Origin of the sequence: Azospirillum sp., assembly GCF_035627195.1 — a bacterium.
GTDB lineage: Bacteria > Pseudomonadota > Alphaproteobacteria > Azospirillales > Azospirillaceae > Azospirillum.
Genome location: NZ_DASPMG010000035.1, coordinates 1 through 17,343 on the forward strand (window position 1 = coordinate 1; position 17,343 = coordinate 17,343).

Sequence of the window (17,343 nt, forward strand, 5' to 3'; positions counted from 1 at the left end):
GAGGTGGGCGGCGATCTCCTCGGCGGCACCGTAGACGTAGGAGAGGTCGGCGTGGCCGTCGCCGCGGCGCGACGGCGTGCCCACGGCGATGAAGACGGCGTCGACGCCGGCCATGGCCTCCTTCAGCTCGGTGGTGAAGGACAGCCGCCCGGCGGCGACGTTGCGGGCGACCAGGTCGTCCAGGCCGGGCTCATAGATGGGGATCTCGCCGCGCTTCAGGCGCTCGATCTTGGAAGCGTCCTTGTCGACGCAGCACACGTGCACGCCGAATTCGGAAAAGCACGCGCCCGACACCAGACCGACGTAGCCCGTGCCTATCATCGCTATGCGCATCGAAAAGCCTCCGTCCTCTGCCGGCTGTTATGGAATCCCCTTGAGGATCGGGGCCCAGTTCTAAAGGAAACGGTGTGCCGCCCAGGGAAGCACCTTGGCCAACGGGATTACATCGCCAAGGATTTCCGTCCGCAGCGACCGCTGCATATGGCGGCTGAAACGTTCGAGAATGAGGCGGTGGGCGGCCGTGTGATTGGCATCGGGCTGATCCCAGGCCTGGATGAAGCCCTGAAGGTAGCTCATCTCGAAGACGCCGCGCAGGACGTCGTCGTGCCAGTGCTGCGAACCGATACGGTGCTCCGTCTCGAGCAGGCGCGCCCAGGCCTTGAGGCCATCGACCACCGACATGAGGTCCGCAAGCTCGCGGTCGCCGCTGCCGTCGTCGGCGCTTTGCAGCGCCCGCACCAGCGGACCGACACCGATCAAGTCGGCCACTTCCGGGTGCTGGTCGATGAACACCTTGGCCATGTGCCCGGCGTTCACCTGCCGTCCGATGAAGCCTGCGACCGTGTAGGGATGGTGGTGCGTGCCAACCGATGCCGGCGTGTAGAAGATCCGCAGTCCGGTACGCGTCCTGGACAGCCGATACGCGAATTCGATGTCCTCGAAACCGTACAGGTGGTAGGTGTCGCTGAACCCCTCGGCGTGCCAATCGGCGACGACGTTCCGCTTTACGGAAATGTTGGCGGTATAGAAGAAGCGGAAGTCGAGTTCGGTGAACGGCGTGAAGTCGGCATAGCCGAACTGCTCGCCGCCCTTGCCTTGTATGTGCGCCATGACGAAGCTGATGTCCGCTTCCGGACGATCGGGCCACACGACCTTGCCCAGCACGGCGAAGCCGGGATCGGGATTGGCGGCGTGCAACTCGGCATGGACGCGCAGGAAGTCGCGGTTGCACGGCTGGATGTCGTCGCCCAGGAACACGACGACGTCGTTTTTCGCCATCGACGCGCCGAGGTTGCGCGCCTGGCCGGGGCCGCCGTTGGGGATGCTTCTCCACACCACGCCGGGAAGGCGCCCGGCGAGGTCGGCGAGGATCTGCGGCGTCTGGTCGCTGGAGCCGTCGTCGATGATGACGAACTCGTGCTCCAGTCCTTCGGCCGCGCGCGCCACCGCCTCCACCGTCTCGGCGAGCAGGTCGCCGCGGTTGTAGGTGGGAATGACGATGGACAGCGAGGCCAGCCGCTGGGCGCCGCTCGTCGGTCTGGCGTTGGGCAGGGCGGCCGTGCGGGCGTCGAGTGGCATCGGATCCTGAATGGAAACGGGTCCGTAATGAGGCGGGCGGATGCTATCGCCCCCCCCAGCCCATGGCAAGCGGGCATTCTCACTCCGGCGACGCCCGCCCGGGGCACTCCGAAACCAGGCGTCCTAGGCCGGCCGGGTTAGGAATAGCCTGCCGGGAATACCCTGTATGTGGTAGCGGCCGGGAGCGGCCGGGCGACCGCCTTCTGTTGACAAGGAAGGGCCACCCCCTCTAACTGCGACGCAACCGAGCCCAGACACCGCCCCGCGCCGCATGCCCTCCCTGTCCATCGTCATTCCCACCCGCGACCGCGGCGCCTCCCTGATGGAGACGCTGGCCGCCTGCCGCCGCCATGGCGAGGGGCAGGAACTGGAGTTCGTGGTCGTCGACCTCGGCTCGCGGGACGACACGCCGGCCCGGCTGGAGGCGCTGGCGGCCGAGGAGCCGCGCCTGACGTGGCGCCGCCTGGAGGACGCGGCGAGCCCCGCCGCCGCCCGCAACCTGGGCGCCGCGCTGGCCCGCCACGAGGTGGTCCTGTTCCTGGACGACACGGTGCGGCCGGCCGACTCCGGCTTCTTCAAGGCGCACGCCGAGGTGCACGCGCGCTGGCCGTCGCCGGGCACGCTGGTGCTGGGCCGGGTGGGGTGGGCCGAACGCCCGACGCTGGGCAGCGAATTGCTGGAGCCGTTGGCGCCGGAGGCCGTCGGCAGTGACCTGACGCCCTATGGCTGGCACGACTGGCGCGCGGCGCGCGGCCTCAACCTGTCTGTGAAGAAATCACTGGCAACCGATTGGGCGACCGAGGGATTCGACACCGCCTTCGCGCCGTATGCCGGCGGCCCGGCACTGGACGCCGTGGAACTGGCGTTCCGCCGCGCCGCGGGCGGAACCGACGTCCGCCTGTTCCACGCGCCGGCGGCCTTCGCCGTCGATGCCGCGGGCTGGAACCTGGAGGGGCTGATGCGCCGCCACGCGGACGCCGCGCCGCTGGCCCGCGCCCTGGTCGCCCGGCACGGGGCGGAGATTCTGGATGGCCTTGGTCTCGCCCGGCTGGAATCGTCCCTGGCGGGCACGGCGGGAAGCGGCGATGCCGGGGCGGTCGCCGACTATCTCGCCATGATCGAGGGCGTGAAGTCTTGGAGCCGCCTCTACGACAGCCACGCGCCCGGCGACGGCGAGGCGATGAAGGCGGCGCTGTCGCTGGCCTTCGCCGAGGGCTGGATCCTGTCGGCCCCGGCCGGCGCCAATCTGGCGTCCGGCTGCCGTTGCGCGCTGGAAAGCTTCCGCCAGCGCGTCAACCGCGCGGTGCAGAGTGCGGCCACCGGCCTGCCGGCGCAGGGCGGGGCGGTGGAGGGGCAGGGTGCGGCCGTGCCGGCGTGGCATCCGCCGCGCCGCAGCGCCGTCGGCCGGCTGCGCGCCTGGGCACGGCAGAAGCCGGCGCTGGTGCGCGCCTACCTGTGGCTGCGCGCCGTGCAGGGCCGCTGAGGAAGGGCAGGGGGTTCGCATGTTCTCGGTCGCCATTCCCGTCTACAACCACCGCGCCTACATCCTGGAAGGGCTGGTGTCGGCGCTGCGCGCGCGGCTCGTCACCGAGATCCTGGTGGTGGACGACGGCTCGCGCGACGGCTCGGCCGACCTGCTGGAGCGCATCGCCGCGCCACACGGGGCGCGCGTGCGCAACCTGACGCCGCCGGGCGGCGGCAACGCCGGCGCGCACGCACGGCTCAACCAGCTGGTCGAGGCGGCACGCCAGCCGTGGGTGGCGGTGCTGAACTCCGACGATTCCTTCCTGCCCGACCGCTTCGCCGCCTGCGCGGTGCGCGTGCGCAAGACCAAGGTGGACTTCGTCGCCGGCCACGTCCTGATCATGGACGAGGAGAGCCGGCCGCTGGGCCGCAAGCGCGGGCCTCTCGACCCGGAATACCCGTTCCCGCCCGGATTCGACGTGGCCGGCCTGCTGGCGCGCAACGACCTGCTGCCGCTGCTGGCCAACCAGAACTTCATCGCCACCACCTCCAACATGATGTTCACCAAGGCGCTGTGGGAGCGGGTGGGGGGCTTCGCCGACTACCGCTACGTCCACGACTGGGACTTCGCGCTGCGCGCCGCGGCGCTGGGCGTGCCGCTTTACCTGCCGCAGTACCTCACGCGCTACCGCGTGCACGCCAGCAACACGATCCGCGAGAGCACGGAACGGGTGGACCTGGAGGTAACCGAGGTGTTCCGCCGGTTCCGCGCCGACTTCCCCGAGTTGATGGCGCGGCCGGAGGTGCTGGCCGCGCTGGCCGGCAACCGCCACGTGCTGCATGACCGCCTGGAGGCCGCGTGACCGAACCCCGAATCCCGGACGGCACGCACGTCTTCACCAGCGTCGCCGCCAACTACCTGCCCAAGGCGCGGGTGCTGGCGCGCTCCGTCCGGCGCTGGCATCCGGGGGCGACGTTCCACCTGGTGCTGGTGGAGGACTGGCCCGCCGACCTGGACCCGGCGGACGAGCCGTTCGACCGCATCCACACCGTGTCCGACTTCGCCGCCGCCGGGCTGGCCGACGGGGTGATGCCGAACGGCATCAAGCCCTGGCTGTTCATCCACACGCTGGTCGAGGCGTCCACCGCCGTGAAGGGATTCGCGGTGGACCGGCTTCTGGCGGAGGAGGGGTGCCGGCGCGTTCTCTACTTCGACCCGGACATCGCGCTGTTCGGCCCGCTCGACCCGCTGGTCGAGGCGCTGGAGCGGCACGACCTGATCCTGACGCCGCACGCCTGCGAGCCGGAGACGGACCTGCAGGCGATCCGCGACAACGAACTGGTGGCCATGTGCCACGGCATCTACAACCTGGGTTTCGTCGGCGTCGCCAACCGGCCGGAGGGGCGGCGCTTCGGCGCGTGGTGGCGGCACCGGCTGGAGCATTTCTGCTTCGACGACGTGCCGCACGGGCTGTTCACCGACCAGCGCTGGCTCGACCACGCGCCGGCCTATTTCCCGACGCTGGGCATCGTCCGCCATCCCGGCTGCAACGTCTCAACGTGGAACCTGACGCACCGCAGGGTCGAAGGCAGCTTCGAAGACGGCTTCAAGGTCAACGGCGAACCGCTTGTCTTTTATCACTTTTCCGGGTTCGACAGCGGCGCCCAGCGCACCATGCTCGACACCTACGGCCGGCATCAGCCGGCGCTGGAGATCCTGCGCGACTGGTACATCCGCTCCTGCGAGGCGGAAGGGCAGGCGCGGGAGTCCGCCCGCGCGTGGCCCTACGGCGCGTACGACGACGGCGTCCCGGTGACGCGGGCCGAGCGCACCTTCCTGCGTCATCACCCGGACGTCGCCCAGACCTTCGCCGATCCGTTCCAGGCGACCGATCCGGAGCGATCCTACCGTCACTGGTACGCGCGCCACACGGCACCCGCCGCACCCCCGAACCCGGTTCCGGCGGATGCCACGGACGCGTTGCGCGCGCGCATCGCCGAACTGGAAGGCGAGGTGGCCCGGCTGCGCGGTGCCGGCTGGCTGGCACCGGTGCGCCGCCTGCTGGGGTCCTGAGGCAGGACATCCGGCGGTGCCCACACAAAAGTCGCATAAGCTAGATTATGGAAATTATAGGGCAAAGCGGGGCGGCAGGGCGGCTGGCCACGAATTGCCACCGCGGTTGCGGCAAGCCGTGGCTTTCGGTGGCCGCTGCAATGCACTAATCTCCGGCGGCTCCCAATCCAAGGGTTTGATCCGTATGACGACGCCCGTTCGCCGCAGCCTTCGTCGCCGTTGCCTCGCCGGTGCCGCCTTTGTCCTGTCCTTTGCCGCCATGCCCGCCCTGGCGCAGAGCTTCGACTGCGCCAAGGCGGCCACGCCGGCCGAGAAGACGGTCTGCGCCAGCGCCGGGCTCAGGTCGGCCGATGAACAGATGGCGCAGACCTACGCCGACCTGCTCGGCTACAGCGCGCCGGGCGATCGCGACTCCGTGCTCAAGGCGCAGACGGCGTGGTTGACGCAGCGCGACAAGGCCTGCGCCGACAAGGCCAAGGCCGACGTCTGCGCCGCCGCCTACGACCGGCGCACCGAGGAAATGGCGGAGTCGCTGCGCACGGCGCAGAAGCGCATCGGCGCCATCGTCGCCGGCATCCCGAAGGATCCGAAAGGTGCGGCCGCGGCACTGGCCCGTTATGAGGGTGCGGCGGCAAAGGCCTGGCTCGTTTACCTCTACCATTCCGGGACGGTGGCCGTGCCCGACCGCCAGGGCGAGGTGCGCCGGTTGGTGGCCGAGGTGATCGACACCGGACTTCCGAAGAACGATCCGTATCTCCTTGAAGAGATTAGGAACCTTGGCGACGTCGCGGGCGGACCGGCGGAGAACATGCTGATGTTCCTGCGCCACGTCCTGTCGCTGACCGATCTTGAGGCGCCGTGCTTCCTGTTCACCAAGCATGGCCAGCCGGCGTTCGAGGCGTTCGGTCCGTTCTGGGGCAGCACGCGCGACGCCACGCCGGAGGTCTGCCACGACGTGAAGTCGGTCTACGACCTGCCGGAATGGAAGAAGCTGGCCACCCACCTGGATCCGGCCATCGCCCCGGCGCTGGACGAGCGCGGCAGCATCCGCATCGGCTATGAGCGCCAGTTCATGATCGACGCGCTGCAGGCCTCCCTGGTGCCGAGCACGCTGCTGGAGGCGCCGCATTCGGCCGAGGCCCGCAAGATGGCCGAGACGCGCACCAAGGCGGCGGCCGCCTTCCACGCCTGGAAGGATTTCGACCTGTGGCCGGAGGCGCAGGTGAAGGCGGCGAAGGCCGCCCTGCCCTCCGCGATCGCCGCCACGTCAAAGCTTTACCGGGAGAAGTTCGGGCTGGCTGCGAATATCGCGGACCAGGCGGCGCGGGCCGCCGGCGACCGCTTCATCGCCAGCCGGCTGGCCCTGCTGATGCCGGACGATTGATGTCCGGCGCCCATGAGGCCCAATGTCAGGCGCCGGGCACGTCGATGACCAGCCCGTCGTAGGCCGGCTCGACGCCCGGCGGCAGCTTGGCCAGCAGGGTGTCGTAGTCGAGCGTGTTGTTCATGTGCGTCAGGTACGCCCGGCGCGGCTTGACGCGGGCGATCCACTCCAGCGTCAGCTCCAGGTGGGCGTGCACCGGATGCGGGTCCTCGCGCGTGCAGTCGACCACCCAGGTGTCGATGCCCTCCAGCGCCGCGAAGGCCTCCTCCTCCAGCTTCATGACGTCGGTGGAGTAGGCGAAACGCCCGAAGCGGAAGCCGAGCGTCATCATGTAGCCGTGGTCCTGAAGGAACGGCACGATGGGCACGCCGGCCACCTCGAACGGCCCGTCCACGGGATTGGGGATCAGCACCGGCCGGTAGACGGGATAACCCTCCGGCAGCGGCTCGAAGCAGTAGCCGAAGCGCTGCTCCAGTTCATGCAGGTGCTCGGCCATGCCGTAGACGGGCAGGCCCCGCTGCATCAGGCGGCAGATCTCGCGCAGCTCGTCGATGCCGTGCGCGTGGTCGGCGTGGTGGTGCGTGTAGACGACGCCGTCCAGCCGCGTCACGGCGGCGTTGAGCAGCTGCTGGCGCAGGTCGGGCGTGGTGTCGACGAGGATGCTCGCCCTGCCCTGCTCCACCAGCACCGATGGGCGCATCCGCCGGTTTTTCGGGTTCGACGGATCGCAGAGGCCCCACTGGTTGCCGATCACCGGCACGCCGGCGGAGCCGCCACAGCCGAGGACCGTGACGCGGACGGCGCTCACGCCGCCGCCTGTGCCGGGCGTGCGGCGCGGGTGAACAGGCGGAAGAAGTTCTCGGTGGAGATCCGCGCCAACTCCTGCGCGCTCATCCCCTTCACCTCGGCGACGGCGGCGGCGGTGTGGGCGACATAGGCGGGCTCGTTGCGCTTGCCGCGGAACGGCACGGGGGCGAGGTAGGGGGCGTCCGTCTCGACCAGGATGCGGTCCAGCGGCACGTCCTTCACGATCGCCCGCAGGTCGTCCGACTTCTTGAAGGTGACGATCCCCGACAGCGAGATATAAAAGCCCAAATCCAGAGCTTTTTCAGCGAGTTCGCGGCCGGAGCTGAAGCAGTGCAGCAACCCGGTCAGCGGCCCGCGCGCCGCCCCTTCCCGGAGCAGCGCGAAGGTGTTGTCGTCCGCGTCGCGGGTGTGGACGATCAGCGGCAGGCCGGTGCGCTGCGCCGCGGCGATGTGGCGGCGGAAGCACTCCTGCTGCACGTCGCGCGGGCTCTTGTCGTAGAAGTAGTCGAGCCCCGTCTCGCCGATGCCGATCACCTTGGGGTGCTTGGCCATCTCGACGAGGCGGTCGACCGTGACGCCGCCCCCCGTCTCGTTGGACATCTCCTCGGCCGCCTGATGCGGGTGGACGCCCAGCGAGCAGAGCACGTCGTCGTAGCGCTCGGCCACCGCGCGGATGCGGTCGAAGCGGGAGAGGTAGGTGCAGATGGTGACCATGCGCCCCACCCCGGCCGCCCGCGCGCGATCGACGACGGCGTCCAGCTCCTCGGCGAAGTCGGGGAAATCCAGGTGGCAGTGGCTGTCGACCAGCATCATCAGGCCTTCGGTTCTTCCACGAAACGAGGGAACACGCCCTGCGGCGCCGGCAGGTCGGTGCCGGGCTTCAAGGCGCCCGCCGGACCCAGCCGGCCGAAGCCGCGGTCGTCGGCGCCCTGCCCCAGCTGCTCCAGGATCCTGGCCGAGGCGTCCGGCATGACGGGCTGCGTCAGGATCGCCAAGTGGCGGATCGTCTCGGCCAGCACGTAGAGCACGGTCGCCATGCGCGCCGGGTCGGTCTTCTTCAACGCCCAGGGTGCTTGCTCGTCCACATAGCGGTTGGCGTCGCCGATGACGGCCCAGATGGCGTCGAGCGCCTTGTGGAAGGCCTGCACGCGGATCTCCGCCCGCACGATGTCGAGCAGCGCGTGGGCGGCGCCCAGCAGCCGGTTGTCGGCCTCGGTGAAGTCCCCGTGCTCCGGCACCTTGGCGCCGCAGTTCTTGCCGATCATCGACAGCACGCGCTGCACCAGGTTGCCGTAGTCGTTGGCGAGGTTGCCGTTGATGCGCTGGACCATGGCGGCGTGGCTGAAGTCGCCGTCGTTGCCGAACGGCACCTCGCGCAGCAGGAAGTAGCGCGTCTGGTCGAGGCCGTAGGTGCCGACCAGCGTCTCGGGCGCGATGACGTTGCCCAGCGACTTGGACATCTTCTGCCCCTCGATCGTCCACCAGCCGTGCGCGAAGACGCGCTTGGGCGGCTGGAGGCCGGCGGCCATCAGGAAGGCCGGCCAGTAGACGGTGTGGAAGCGCAGGATGTCCTTGCCCACCATGTGCAGGTCGGCCGGCCAGTACTTGGTGTAGTCGGCGCTGTCGGTGTCCGGGTAGCCGACGGCGGTGATGTAGTTGGTCAGCGCGTCCAGCCAAACGTACATGATGTGCGCGTCGTCGCCGGGCACCGGGATGCCCCACTTGAAGGTGGTGCGGCTGACCGACAGGTCCTTCAGGCCGGACTTGACGAAGGACATCACCTCATTGCGCTTGCCCTGAGGGGCGATGAAGTCGGGGTTCTTCTCGTAGAACTCGATCAGGCGGTCCTGCCATGCGGACAGGCGGAAGAAGTAGCTGGGCTCCTCCACCCACTCGCACTCGGCACCGGTGGGGGCGATCTTCTTCCCCGTGGGCGTGGTGGTCAGCTCGTCCTCGCCGTAGAACGCCTCGTCGCGCACGGAATACCAGCCGGCGTAGGATCCCAGGTAGATCTCGCCCTTCTCCACCAGCTTGGTCCACAGCGCCTGGACGGACTTGACGTGGCGCGGCTCGGTCGTGCGGATGAAGTCGTCGTTGGAGTAGTTCATCACGCCGACGAGGTCGCGGAAGTTCTGCGACACCCGGTCGGTGAAGGCCTGCGGCTCGACCCCGGCGGCCTGGGCCGACTTCTCCACCTTCTGCCCGTGCTCGTCCGTGCCGGTGAGGAACTTCACGTCGTAGCCGTCGAGGCGCATGAAGCGGGCCAGCACGTCGCACGCGAGCGTGGTGTACGCGTGCCCGATGTGCGGCACGTCGTTCACGTAGTAGATGGGCGTCGTCAGGTAATAGGTCTTCGACCCGGCCATGGTCGGTGTGCTCCCGCTTCGGGTGTTGCGGCCGGCATGGGCTTGCCGGCTTCTGTTCAAGTGGCGGCTGCCTCGAGCGTCAGCAAGGCGTTCAGAACCACCTGTTTGCGATCGAGATTCGCGGATTCCGCGCGCGCGAAGAGGCGCCCGATCTTTTCCCACACCTCCATCCAGCGATCAAGGCCGCGGGCGTTGGCGAAGCGGGTCATAAGCGCGTGCTCGCCCGGCACCACCTCGGCCGGCCACGCCCCGCGGGCGAGCGCGCGGGCGAAGCGGGCCAGCCACCACACCAGCAGGTCGGTCGCCGTCTCGTACAGGCCGTCGTCCTGCTTGCGCGTCAGCTTGTCGCCGAAGGCGTGCGCGGCGGCGACGTCGAGCTTCGGCAGCGTCGAGAGCAGCTTCATCAGCTCGCGGTAGAGGTCGAGCCCGCCGGCGTCGGCCAGTGCCACGGCGCGGCCGATGCTGCCCTCGGCCAGCCGCGCCAGCGCCTCGCGGTCGTCGGGCGACAGGTCCGGGCGGTGCTGGCCCAGCAGGCCGATCACCGTGTCCTCCGCCAGCGGCTTCAGCGTCAGCTTTCGGCAGCGCGAGCGGATGGTGGGGAGCATGCCGCCGGGGTTGTCGCTGACCAGCAGCAGGAGCGCACCGGGCGGCGGTTCCTCCAGGATCTTCAGGATGGCGTTCAGGCCGGCGGTGTTCATGCGATCCGCGCCGTCGATGATCGCCACACGCCAGCCACCCTCGGCCGAGGTCTTGCGCAGGAAGGGCGCGATCTTGCGCACGTCGTCCACGGCGATGTCGCGCTTCAGCCGGTCGCGCTTCTCGTCGCGCTGGCGCTCCACGGTCAGCAGGTCGGCGTGGCCGGAAGCGGCGATGCGGCGGAACGTCGGGTGGCCGGGGTCGATGCGCAGGCTGGAGGGCGGCTCCGGCGCGCCGAACAGGCCGGCGCCCTGCCCGTCTTCTCCATCGCGGCCGCCGTTGGCCAGCGCGAAACGGGCGAAGCGGAAGGCCAGCGTCGCCTTGCCGATGCCCGGCGGGCCGCCGATCAGCCAGGCGTGCGGCAGCCGGCCGGAGTTCCACGCCTCCAGCAGCGTGGCCTCCGCCTCCTCATGGCCGAGCAGGTCGGGGTTGCGGCGCGGGGCGAGGGCATCGTCCTCGCCGTCCGGTTCGGGGCGGGCGGCGGCGCGGCTCACGTCGGGCGGGCGATCGGTGAAAGGGGCAGCATGGCCGCACAGTGGCGCAACACGGGGGCGCTGGTCAAACGCTTCCCCCGGCCCGGCAGATTTTGCCGGGCGCTGGCGCGACGGCGAACTTTCTTTCCGCGAAACGACGCAAACATGCGTGTTCCAGCGTTGGCGCACGGATTGCTTGCAGAGGCGTGCCTGGCCGGTGTCGTACGCGCGGGAGGAAAAGAATGCTGAGCTTCACCAACATGCAGTTCACCTATGCCACGCTGCCCGAGGGGATTGGCGCGATCCGGGGCATCGAAGCCAAATCGGCCAGCGCGGCCTATGCCGCGATCATGGCGCCGCCCGCCCCGCCGCGGGCGGGCGACACCGTGTCCGTCGATTCCCTCTACCTGGAGATGGATCACGACCAGCTGAACGCCTTCAAGGCGCTGAGCCAGGAGACGCAGGACAGGATCACCACCCTCTACAAGGAGGGCAAGGTCTCCGCCCACACGGTGAAGCAGGCGATGAACCTGCCGCTGGCCGACGTCCGCGGCCAGCGCTGGAACAAGGAGATGCTGCCGGCCCGCCTGACCGACGCAGACCGCAAGGAACTGGCGGAGATCGAGGAGCGCAGGAACCGGCCGGGCTTCCGCGACGCCGGCGAGACCATGAAGGACATGCAGCGGGAGGCGGAAATCCGCCTGGGCATCAAGGTGCCGGAGGGAAAGACGGGGCTGCCGATGCCGGCCGGGCATCCGGGCGTGCACGTGGTGCGCGGCGTCGACGTCATGGAGAACCAGAAGCTGAAGAACCTGGGCGTCGACATCGCCAAGGACCCCGGTTTCGAGGAGCGTCTGATGGACAAGCTGCGCGCCGGCGACATCGGCCAGATCGACCGGTCCGTGCATCCGGGCCTCGCAGCGAACAACCGTACGAGCGCGCCGGCCGCCGAAGAGCGCCCGCCCCTGCCCTTCGCCGGTGCCCGCGCCGACGCGCCACCGCAGGAGACGGAGGATGCGGCCCAGGACACCAAGGGGGACACCAAGGGGGACACCAAGGGGGACACCAAGGCGGCGGCATCGGCCGAAAAGGACTTCTCGTCGCTGGTGTCGGCCTTCATCGCCCGGATGAGGAGCGGCATGGGCAACGCGTAGCGGGTCACGCGCCGTTCATCTCCTCGCTCGGCAGGAAGCCGCCGACCTGCTGGCGCCAGAGGTCGGCGTAGCGGCCCTGGCGCGCCAGCAGCTCCGCGTGGCTGCCGGATTCCAGGATGCGGCCCTGTTCCATGTAGAAGACGCGGTCCATGCCGGTGATGGTGGACAGGCGGTGGGCGATGGCGATCACCGTGCGGCCTTCGAACAGCGTCCACAGCGCGTCCTGGATCAGGCGTTCCGTTTCCGAATCCAGGGCCGAGGTCGCTTCGTCGAGGATAAGGATGGGCGCGTCCTTCAGCAGCGCGCGGGCGATGGCGACGCGCTGGCGCTCGCCGCCGGACAGGCGCACGCCGTGCTCGCCCACCACCGCCTCATAGCCGTTGGGCCGCTGCTGGACGAAGTCGTGGCAGTGCGCCTTGCGGGACGCGTCCAGCACCTCCGCCTCCCCGGCGTCCGGGCGGGCGTAGGCGATGTTCTCGCGGATGGTGCGGTGGAACAGCGCCGGGGACTGCGGCACCTCGGCGACGGCGTGGTTCAGCGATTCGAGCGTGACCTCGGCGATGTCCTGCCCGTCGATCAGGATGCGGCCCCGCTGCGGCTCGTACTGGCGGCGCAGCAGCTTCACCAGCGTGCTCTTGCCCGCCCCCGACGGGCCAACCAGCGCCACCTTCTCGCCGGGCGCGATGGTCAGGTCCAGATCCTCGAACACCGTGGTGCCGTCGGCGTGCGCGAAGCGGACGCCATCGACGACCACGCCGCCGGCCGGGACCGCCAGCGGCCGCGCGCCGGGCTGGTCGAGGATCTCGTGCGGGCGGGCGATCAGCTCCAGCGCACCCGACAGGTTGCCGAGGTTCTCGAAGAACCCGAGCATGCGCGTGGACAGGTTCCACACGTTGATGCCGACGATGCTGGCCAGCGAGAACACCATGGCGAAGTCGCCCACCGACATGCGGCCGGCCACCGCCTCGGACACGGCGATGCCGATCAGCGCGATCTGGAAGACCAGCAGCGCGTTGAACAGGACGAACCACATCTTCACCAGGAACCAGCGCAACGCGCGCGAGCGTTCGGCTTCCTTCCCCAGCGTGTCGGACACGAGGCCGAACTCGTGCTGGCGGCGGACGAAGGCGCGCACCAGTTCGATATTGGCGATGACGTCCACCATGTGGCCGGTGGAGGCCGCGACCTGTTCGGAAAAGGCGCGGGACAGCGCGATGCAGCGCCGCGCCAGCAGCGCGGAGATGGCGATCTGCACCGCCGTCCAGCCGACCAGCAGCACGGCGAAGACGGTGTGCGCCGCATAGAGCAGGGTGAGGCTGAACGACAGCACGACGACGATGCGCACGATGTCGTTGGACAGGATGTCGATCAGCTGCAGGGCGCTCTGCCCCGCCTGCTTGATCTTCTGGCCCAGCTTGCCGGCGTGGTTTTCCTGGAAGTAGCGCGGCGAGTGCCCGATCAGGTGGGCGAACAGCTGGAACTGAATGTCCTGGCGCAACGCCGGGCCGGTGTAGAGGTCGACGATCTCCCGCGCCCGGTTGAACAGGGCGGAGCCGATCCACAGCCCGCCCAGCGCCAGGAACCAGAACAGCACGTCGCCACTCCACCCGCCCGCGGCGGCCAGCCCGTCCACCAGCGCCTTCAGCGCCACCGGCTCGAAGCTCATCAGCCCGATGCCGCCGACGGCGGTGAGCGCCAGCAGCAGCGTGCGCCCCCAGTAGCGGCGGCGCACGAACGTCCACAGGAACAGCCAGGGCGACGCCGTCACCACGCCCGGTGCGGGCGCGTCGCGGCGGGGCGAGGAAGGGGCAGGCACGCTGTCGGATCTCCGGGACACGATCTCGGGGAAGGCAGGCCGCTTGGAAACCGGCATCATCCCGGAAGATCGCGCCCGCGGCGAGCGCGCGAGGCCCCTATCTGCAGCGTTCCTGCCCTGCGGGTGCCCGGTGCCACACCTCGGTCCGGCCGAGCAGCGGGATGCCGACGTAGCCGCGCAGGCGCAGCCGGTCGCGGCCGTCCGGCGTCATGGTGGCGCTGTAGGTGTTGCCGGATTCCGGGTCGTAGATCCAGCCGTCCTCCCATCCCTCGGCGGTGCGTTTGAAGCCGCCGATCATGGGCAGACCGCACAGGCGGCGGGTGCGCAGCGCCTCGTCCGGGTTCTTGCTGTCGCGGCCGGCGTCGGTGCCGCTGCGCTTTTCCACGTACCAGATCAGCCGGCCGCAGGCCCGGCCGTCGCAGGGCACGACCTCGACCGCCGCCTCTCCGCTGGCGGTGCGCCAGACGCCGAAGGCGTCGTCCGGCGCCGCCGATGCCGATGCCGACGCCGCCATGGGGGCCAAGAACAGGAATGCCGTCAGAAGAGCCCGCCGCATCGTTGCCTCCCTCGCTGTCGCCCGGCACAACGCGGTGGCGGGCGTTATGGCACGCGCACGTCCAGGCGCCGGGTGACCGCGTCCAGGATGGCGGCCTGCACCGCCTCCACCGGATGCGCCGCGTCGATGACGGCGCAGCGCGCCGGCTCCCGCCGGGCGATGTCGAGGAAGCCGTCGCGCAGGCGGCGGTGGAAGTCGACGTCCATGCGCTCGTACCGGTCCTCGCCGCCGCGGCGGTCGGACGCCCGCTTCAGCCCGGTCTCGACGGGCAGGTCGAGGATCAGCGTCAGGTCAGGCCGGAAGTCGCCGAGCGCCACGCGCTGCAGAGTCTCGATGGGCTCCCGCCCCAGGCCGAGGCCGTAGCCCTGGTAGGCCATGGTGCTGTCGAAGAAGCGGTCGCACAGCACCCAGCGCCCGGCGTCCAGCGCCGGCCACACGGTGCGCTCCAGATGGTCGCGCCGGGCGGCGGTGTGCAGCAGCCCTTCGGTCACCGGGCTCCAGCGGCCGGTGTCGCCGGAGACCAGCAGGGCGCGGATCTGCTCCGCACCCGGGGAGCCGCCGGGCTCGCGCGTCACCACCACGTCGATGCCGCAGGCGGCGAGCGCGTCCGCCAGCAGGCGGAGCTGCGTGGACTTGCCCGCCCCTTCCCCGCCTTCCAGCGTGATGAACCGTCCGCGCCCGGCCATCTTACGACCCGGCGCCCAGCACGATGTACTTGGCCGCCGCCACGGCGCGGCCGAAGAAGCCCAGCTTCTCCACGTCCTGCGCGGCGACCACGGGCACCTCCTTGGCCGGCGCGCCGGGGGCGCTGATGATCACCTTGCCGACCGGGTCGCCCTTGCGGATGGGCGCCTGGACGGGCGCGTTGGAGACCAGCGTCACCTTCATGTTCGGGCGGTCGGCGCGGGCCATGGTGACCTTCAGGTCGTTCGGCACGGTGACCGGCACCGTGTCCTGCGCGCCCAGCCACACCGGCACCTGCTCGATCGTATCTCCGGCCTTGAACAGGGCATAGGTGTTGAACTCGCGGAAGCCCCACTCGATCAGGCGGGCCGATTCGTCCGCGCGGGCCTGCATGCTGGGCAGGCCGTTGACCACCAGGATCAGGCGCCGCCCCTCGCGCTCGGCCGAGCCGGTCAGGCCGTAGCCGGCGGCGTCGGTGTGGCCGGTCTTCAGGCCGTCGGCACCGATGCCGCGGTAGAGCAGCGGGTTGCGGTTGCCCTGCTTGATGCCGTGGTACTGGAAATCCCGGATCGCGTAGTAGTGATAGTATTCCGGGAAGTCCTTGATCAGCCGCTCCGCCAGAATCGAGAGATCGCGCGCGGTCATGTAATGATTGGGGTCCGGCCAGCCGGTGGCGTTCGTCAGGTTGCTGCTGGTCAGGCCGATTTCCTTCGCCTTCTTGTTCATCTGCTCGGCGAAGGCGGGCTCCGACCCGGCCAGACCTTCGGCCAGGACGATGCAGGCGTCGTTGCCGGACTGCACGATGACGCCTTTGATCAGGTCGTCGATCTTGATCATGTTGTGCAGCTCGACGAACATCTTCGAGCCCTGCATGCGCCACGCGCGCTCGCTGACGGGCAGCGTGTGCTCCAGCGACATCCGCCCGGCCTTCAGCGCCTCGAAGACCATGTACATCGTCATGACCTTGCTCATGGACGACGGCGGCATGCGCTGGTCGGCGTTCTTCTCGAACAGCACGGTGTTCGAGGTCATGTCGATGAGGATCGCCTGCTTGGCGATCGTCTCGATCGTCGCGGCGCGGGCCGGCAGAACGCCCCCAACCGCCGCCAGCGCGGCGGCGAGCACAGCGGCGAAGCGGATCCGGACTGCGGACATGGACAACAACTCCCCTCTATGGACCCTGGCGAACGACCTTTGCCGGGCGGCGGCCGATCATTCCACCACGATTTTGGCGTCCGTAAGGCCGGACTGTAGCACCTGGGCCAGCACGATGTCGGCCCGCTCGACGCTGTCCAGAGGGCCAATGCGCACGCGCTGCAGCCTGACACCGCCGCTGCTGGCCGGCGACACGCTGGCCGGCTGGCCGAGCGCGCTGAGTTTCGCGCGGGCGCGGTTCACGTTGTCCTGGCTGCCGAAGGCGCCGACCTGGACGAAGATCTGCCCGTTCTGGCGCACCGGCACGTTGACCGCGACGGGGGCCGGCAGGAAGCGGCCCTCCACCTCCTGGCCCGGCACGCTGGTCGGCGCGGCGACGGCGGCCCCCACGACGCCCGCGCTGGCGCCGCCGGGCGCCACCCTGGAGGAGCCGGGCAGCGGTGCGGCCGGGCCGGGGACCGGGGTGCCGGAGACCTCGATCTTGCCGCGGGGGGCCGCCTTCGGCGGCGGTCCGTCGAGTTCGGCCAGGATCGGCGCTGGCGTGCCGGCGCGGGCGGCGGCGGCGATCTGCCGGCTTTCCTCGGCCAGGATCTGCACGCGCAGCTTCGCCGTGCCGGTGCCCTCGTAGCCCAGAAGCTGGGCGCCGCGCCGGGACATGTCGATGATGCGGTTGTTCGCGTACGGGCCGCGGTCGTTGACGCGCACGACAATGGAGCGGCCGTTATCCAGGTTGGTGACGCGCACGAGGCTGGGCATGGGCAGCGTGCGGTGCGCCGCCGTCATCTCCATCTCGTCGTACGTCTCGCCGTTGGCCGTGGCCTTGCCGTGGAAGCCCGGCCCGTACCAGGACCCGATGCCGGTCTCGTCGTAAGTGTAGTCCTCGGCCGGGTAGTACCAGACGCCGTTGATCTGGTAGGGCTTGCCGACCTTGTAGGTGGCCTTCGACGGAGGCGCCGCCGGCTGCCCGGCGCACGCCGCGAGCGACAGCGCTGCGACCAGCACCACCGTTCCCCTCAGCATATGCGCGCGTCGCATCCCGCTACCCCTCAAGATTTGGTAGCCGCACTCTAGCCGAGCTAATCCGTTCCGCCAATGGGGTGGCTTCGTGGTCTTAAGGAAGTCGCAGAGGATGGTTT

Annotated in this window: 15 protein-coding genes and 1 pseudogene; 5 read left to right on the forward strand and 11 right to left on the reverse strand. The window is 69.8% G+C overall.

Translation table 11 applies throughout. The features are described from left to right. Positions 1 to 333 (reverse strand): annotated as a pseudogene (locus VED21_RS02375) (UDP-glucose 6-dehydrogenase); the annotation flags it as partial. 60 nt (positions 334 to 393) lie between these two features. Continuing rightward, a complete protein-coding gene (locus VED21_RS02380) occupies positions 394 to 1,578 on the reverse strand; it encodes a glycosyltransferase family 2 protein (protein WP_324880707.1) in 1,185 nt (394 codons plus the stop codon). A gap of 271 nt (positions 1,579 to 1,849) precedes the next feature. On the opposite strand from VED21_RS02380, the gene VED21_RS02385 reads away from it, so the two are divergent. The 4 genes from VED21_RS02385 (at position 1,850) to VED21_RS02400 (ending at position 6,500) form a co-directional block, all read left to right on the forward strand. Next, positions 1,850 to 3,061, forward strand: a complete 1,212-nt coding sequence (locus VED21_RS02385; protein WP_324880708.1) for a glycosyltransferase family 2 protein — start codon at positions 1,850 to 1,852, stop codon at positions 3,059 to 3,061. 19 nt (positions 3,062 to 3,080) lie between these two features. Beyond that, the gene (locus VED21_RS02390) at positions 3,081 to 3,905 is read left to right on the forward strand and encodes a glycosyltransferase (protein WP_324880709.1); all 825 of its coding nucleotides are present in this window, start codon (positions 3,081 to 3,083) and stop codon (positions 3,903 to 3,905) included. Then, the gene (locus VED21_RS02395) at positions 3,902 to 5,116 is read left to right on the forward strand and encodes a hypothetical protein (protein WP_324880710.1); all 1,215 of its coding nucleotides are present in this window, start codon (positions 3,902 to 3,904) and stop codon (positions 5,114 to 5,116) included. Before VED21_RS02390 ends, VED21_RS02395 begins: the two co-directional genes overlap by 4 nt. A 184-nt stretch (positions 5,117 to 5,300) precedes the next feature. Continuing rightward, positions 5,301 to 6,500, forward strand: coding sequence for a lysozyme inhibitor LprI family protein (locus VED21_RS02400; protein ID WP_324880711.1), 1,200 nt, complete (start codon positions 5,301 to 5,303; stop codon positions 6,498 to 6,500). A 25-nt stretch (positions 6,501 to 6,525) separates the two neighbouring features. On the opposite strand, the gene VED21_RS02405 is transcribed toward VED21_RS02400, so the two are convergent. The 4 genes from VED21_RS02405 to VED21_RS02420 are packed head-to-tail and all read right to left on the reverse strand — an operon-like array spanning position 6,526 to position 10,863. After that, positions 6,526 to 7,308 (reverse strand): MBL fold metallo-hydrolase, encoded by a 783-nt coding sequence (locus VED21_RS02405; protein WP_324880712.1) that lies wholly within the window; start codon positions 7,306 to 7,308, stop codon positions 6,526 to 6,528. Beyond that, a complete protein-coding gene (locus VED21_RS02410; protein WP_324880732.1) occupies positions 7,305 to 8,117 on the reverse strand; it encodes a TatD family hydrolase in 813 nt (270 codons plus the stop codon). The genes VED21_RS02405 and VED21_RS02410 overlap by 4 nt, the downstream gene beginning before the upstream one ends. Positions 8,118 to 8,119: 2 nt before the next feature. Then, positions 8,120 to 9,673 (reverse strand): methionine--tRNA ligase, encoded by a 1,554-nt coding sequence (gene metG, locus VED21_RS02415; protein WP_324880713.1) that lies wholly within the window; start codon positions 9,671 to 9,673, stop codon positions 8,120 to 8,122. A gap of 56 nt (positions 9,674 to 9,729) precedes the next feature. Further along, complete coding sequence (locus VED21_RS02420; RefSeq protein ID WP_324880714.1) at positions 9,730 to 10,863, reverse strand: DNA polymerase III subunit delta'; 1,134 nt, start codon at positions 10,861 to 10,863, stop codon at positions 9,730 to 9,732. A 221-nt stretch (positions 10,864 to 11,084) separates the two neighbouring features. On the opposite strand from VED21_RS02420, the gene VED21_RS02425 reads away from it, so the two are divergent. After that, the gene (locus VED21_RS02425; RefSeq protein WP_324880715.1) at positions 11,085 to 11,996 is read left to right on the forward strand and encodes a hypothetical protein; all 912 of its coding nucleotides are present in this window, start codon (positions 11,085 to 11,087) and stop codon (positions 11,994 to 11,996) included. A 4-nt stretch (positions 11,997 to 12,000) separates the two neighbouring features. Here VED21_RS02425 and VED21_RS02430 read toward each other — a convergent pair whose 3' ends face one another. The 5 genes from VED21_RS02430 to VED21_RS02450 form a co-directional block, all read right to left on the reverse strand. Then, positions 12,001 to 13,812 (reverse strand): ABC transporter ATP-binding protein, encoded by a 1,812-nt coding sequence (locus tag VED21_RS02430; RefSeq protein WP_324880716.1) that lies wholly within the window; start codon positions 13,810 to 13,812, stop codon positions 12,001 to 12,003. Between the two features lie 97 nt (positions 13,813 to 13,909). After that, entirely contained in the window at positions 13,910 to 14,368 is a 459-nt protein-coding gene (locus VED21_RS02435; RefSeq protein WP_324880717.1) for a DUF2147 domain-containing protein, read from the reverse strand. Positions 14,369 to 14,412: 44 nt separating this feature from the next. Beyond that, positions 14,413 to 15,054, reverse strand: a complete 642-nt coding sequence (gene tmk / locus VED21_RS02440; protein WP_324880718.1) for a dTMP kinase — start codon at positions 15,052 to 15,054, stop codon at positions 14,413 to 14,415. Position 15,055: 1 nt separating this feature from the next. Next, on the reverse strand, positions 15,056 to 16,207 hold the full coding sequence (locus VED21_RS02445) for a D-alanyl-D-alanine carboxypeptidase family protein (protein ID WP_324880719.1): 1,152 nt from the start codon (positions 16,205 to 16,207) through the stop codon (positions 15,056 to 15,058). Between the two features lie 57 nt (positions 16,208 to 16,264). Continuing rightward, positions 16,265 to 17,242 (reverse strand): septal ring lytic transglycosylase RlpA family protein, encoded by a 978-nt coding sequence (locus tag VED21_RS02450; RefSeq protein WP_324880720.1) that lies wholly within the window; start codon positions 17,240 to 17,242, stop codon positions 16,265 to 16,267. Between the last annotated feature and the right edge of the window lie 101 nt (positions 17,243 to 17,343).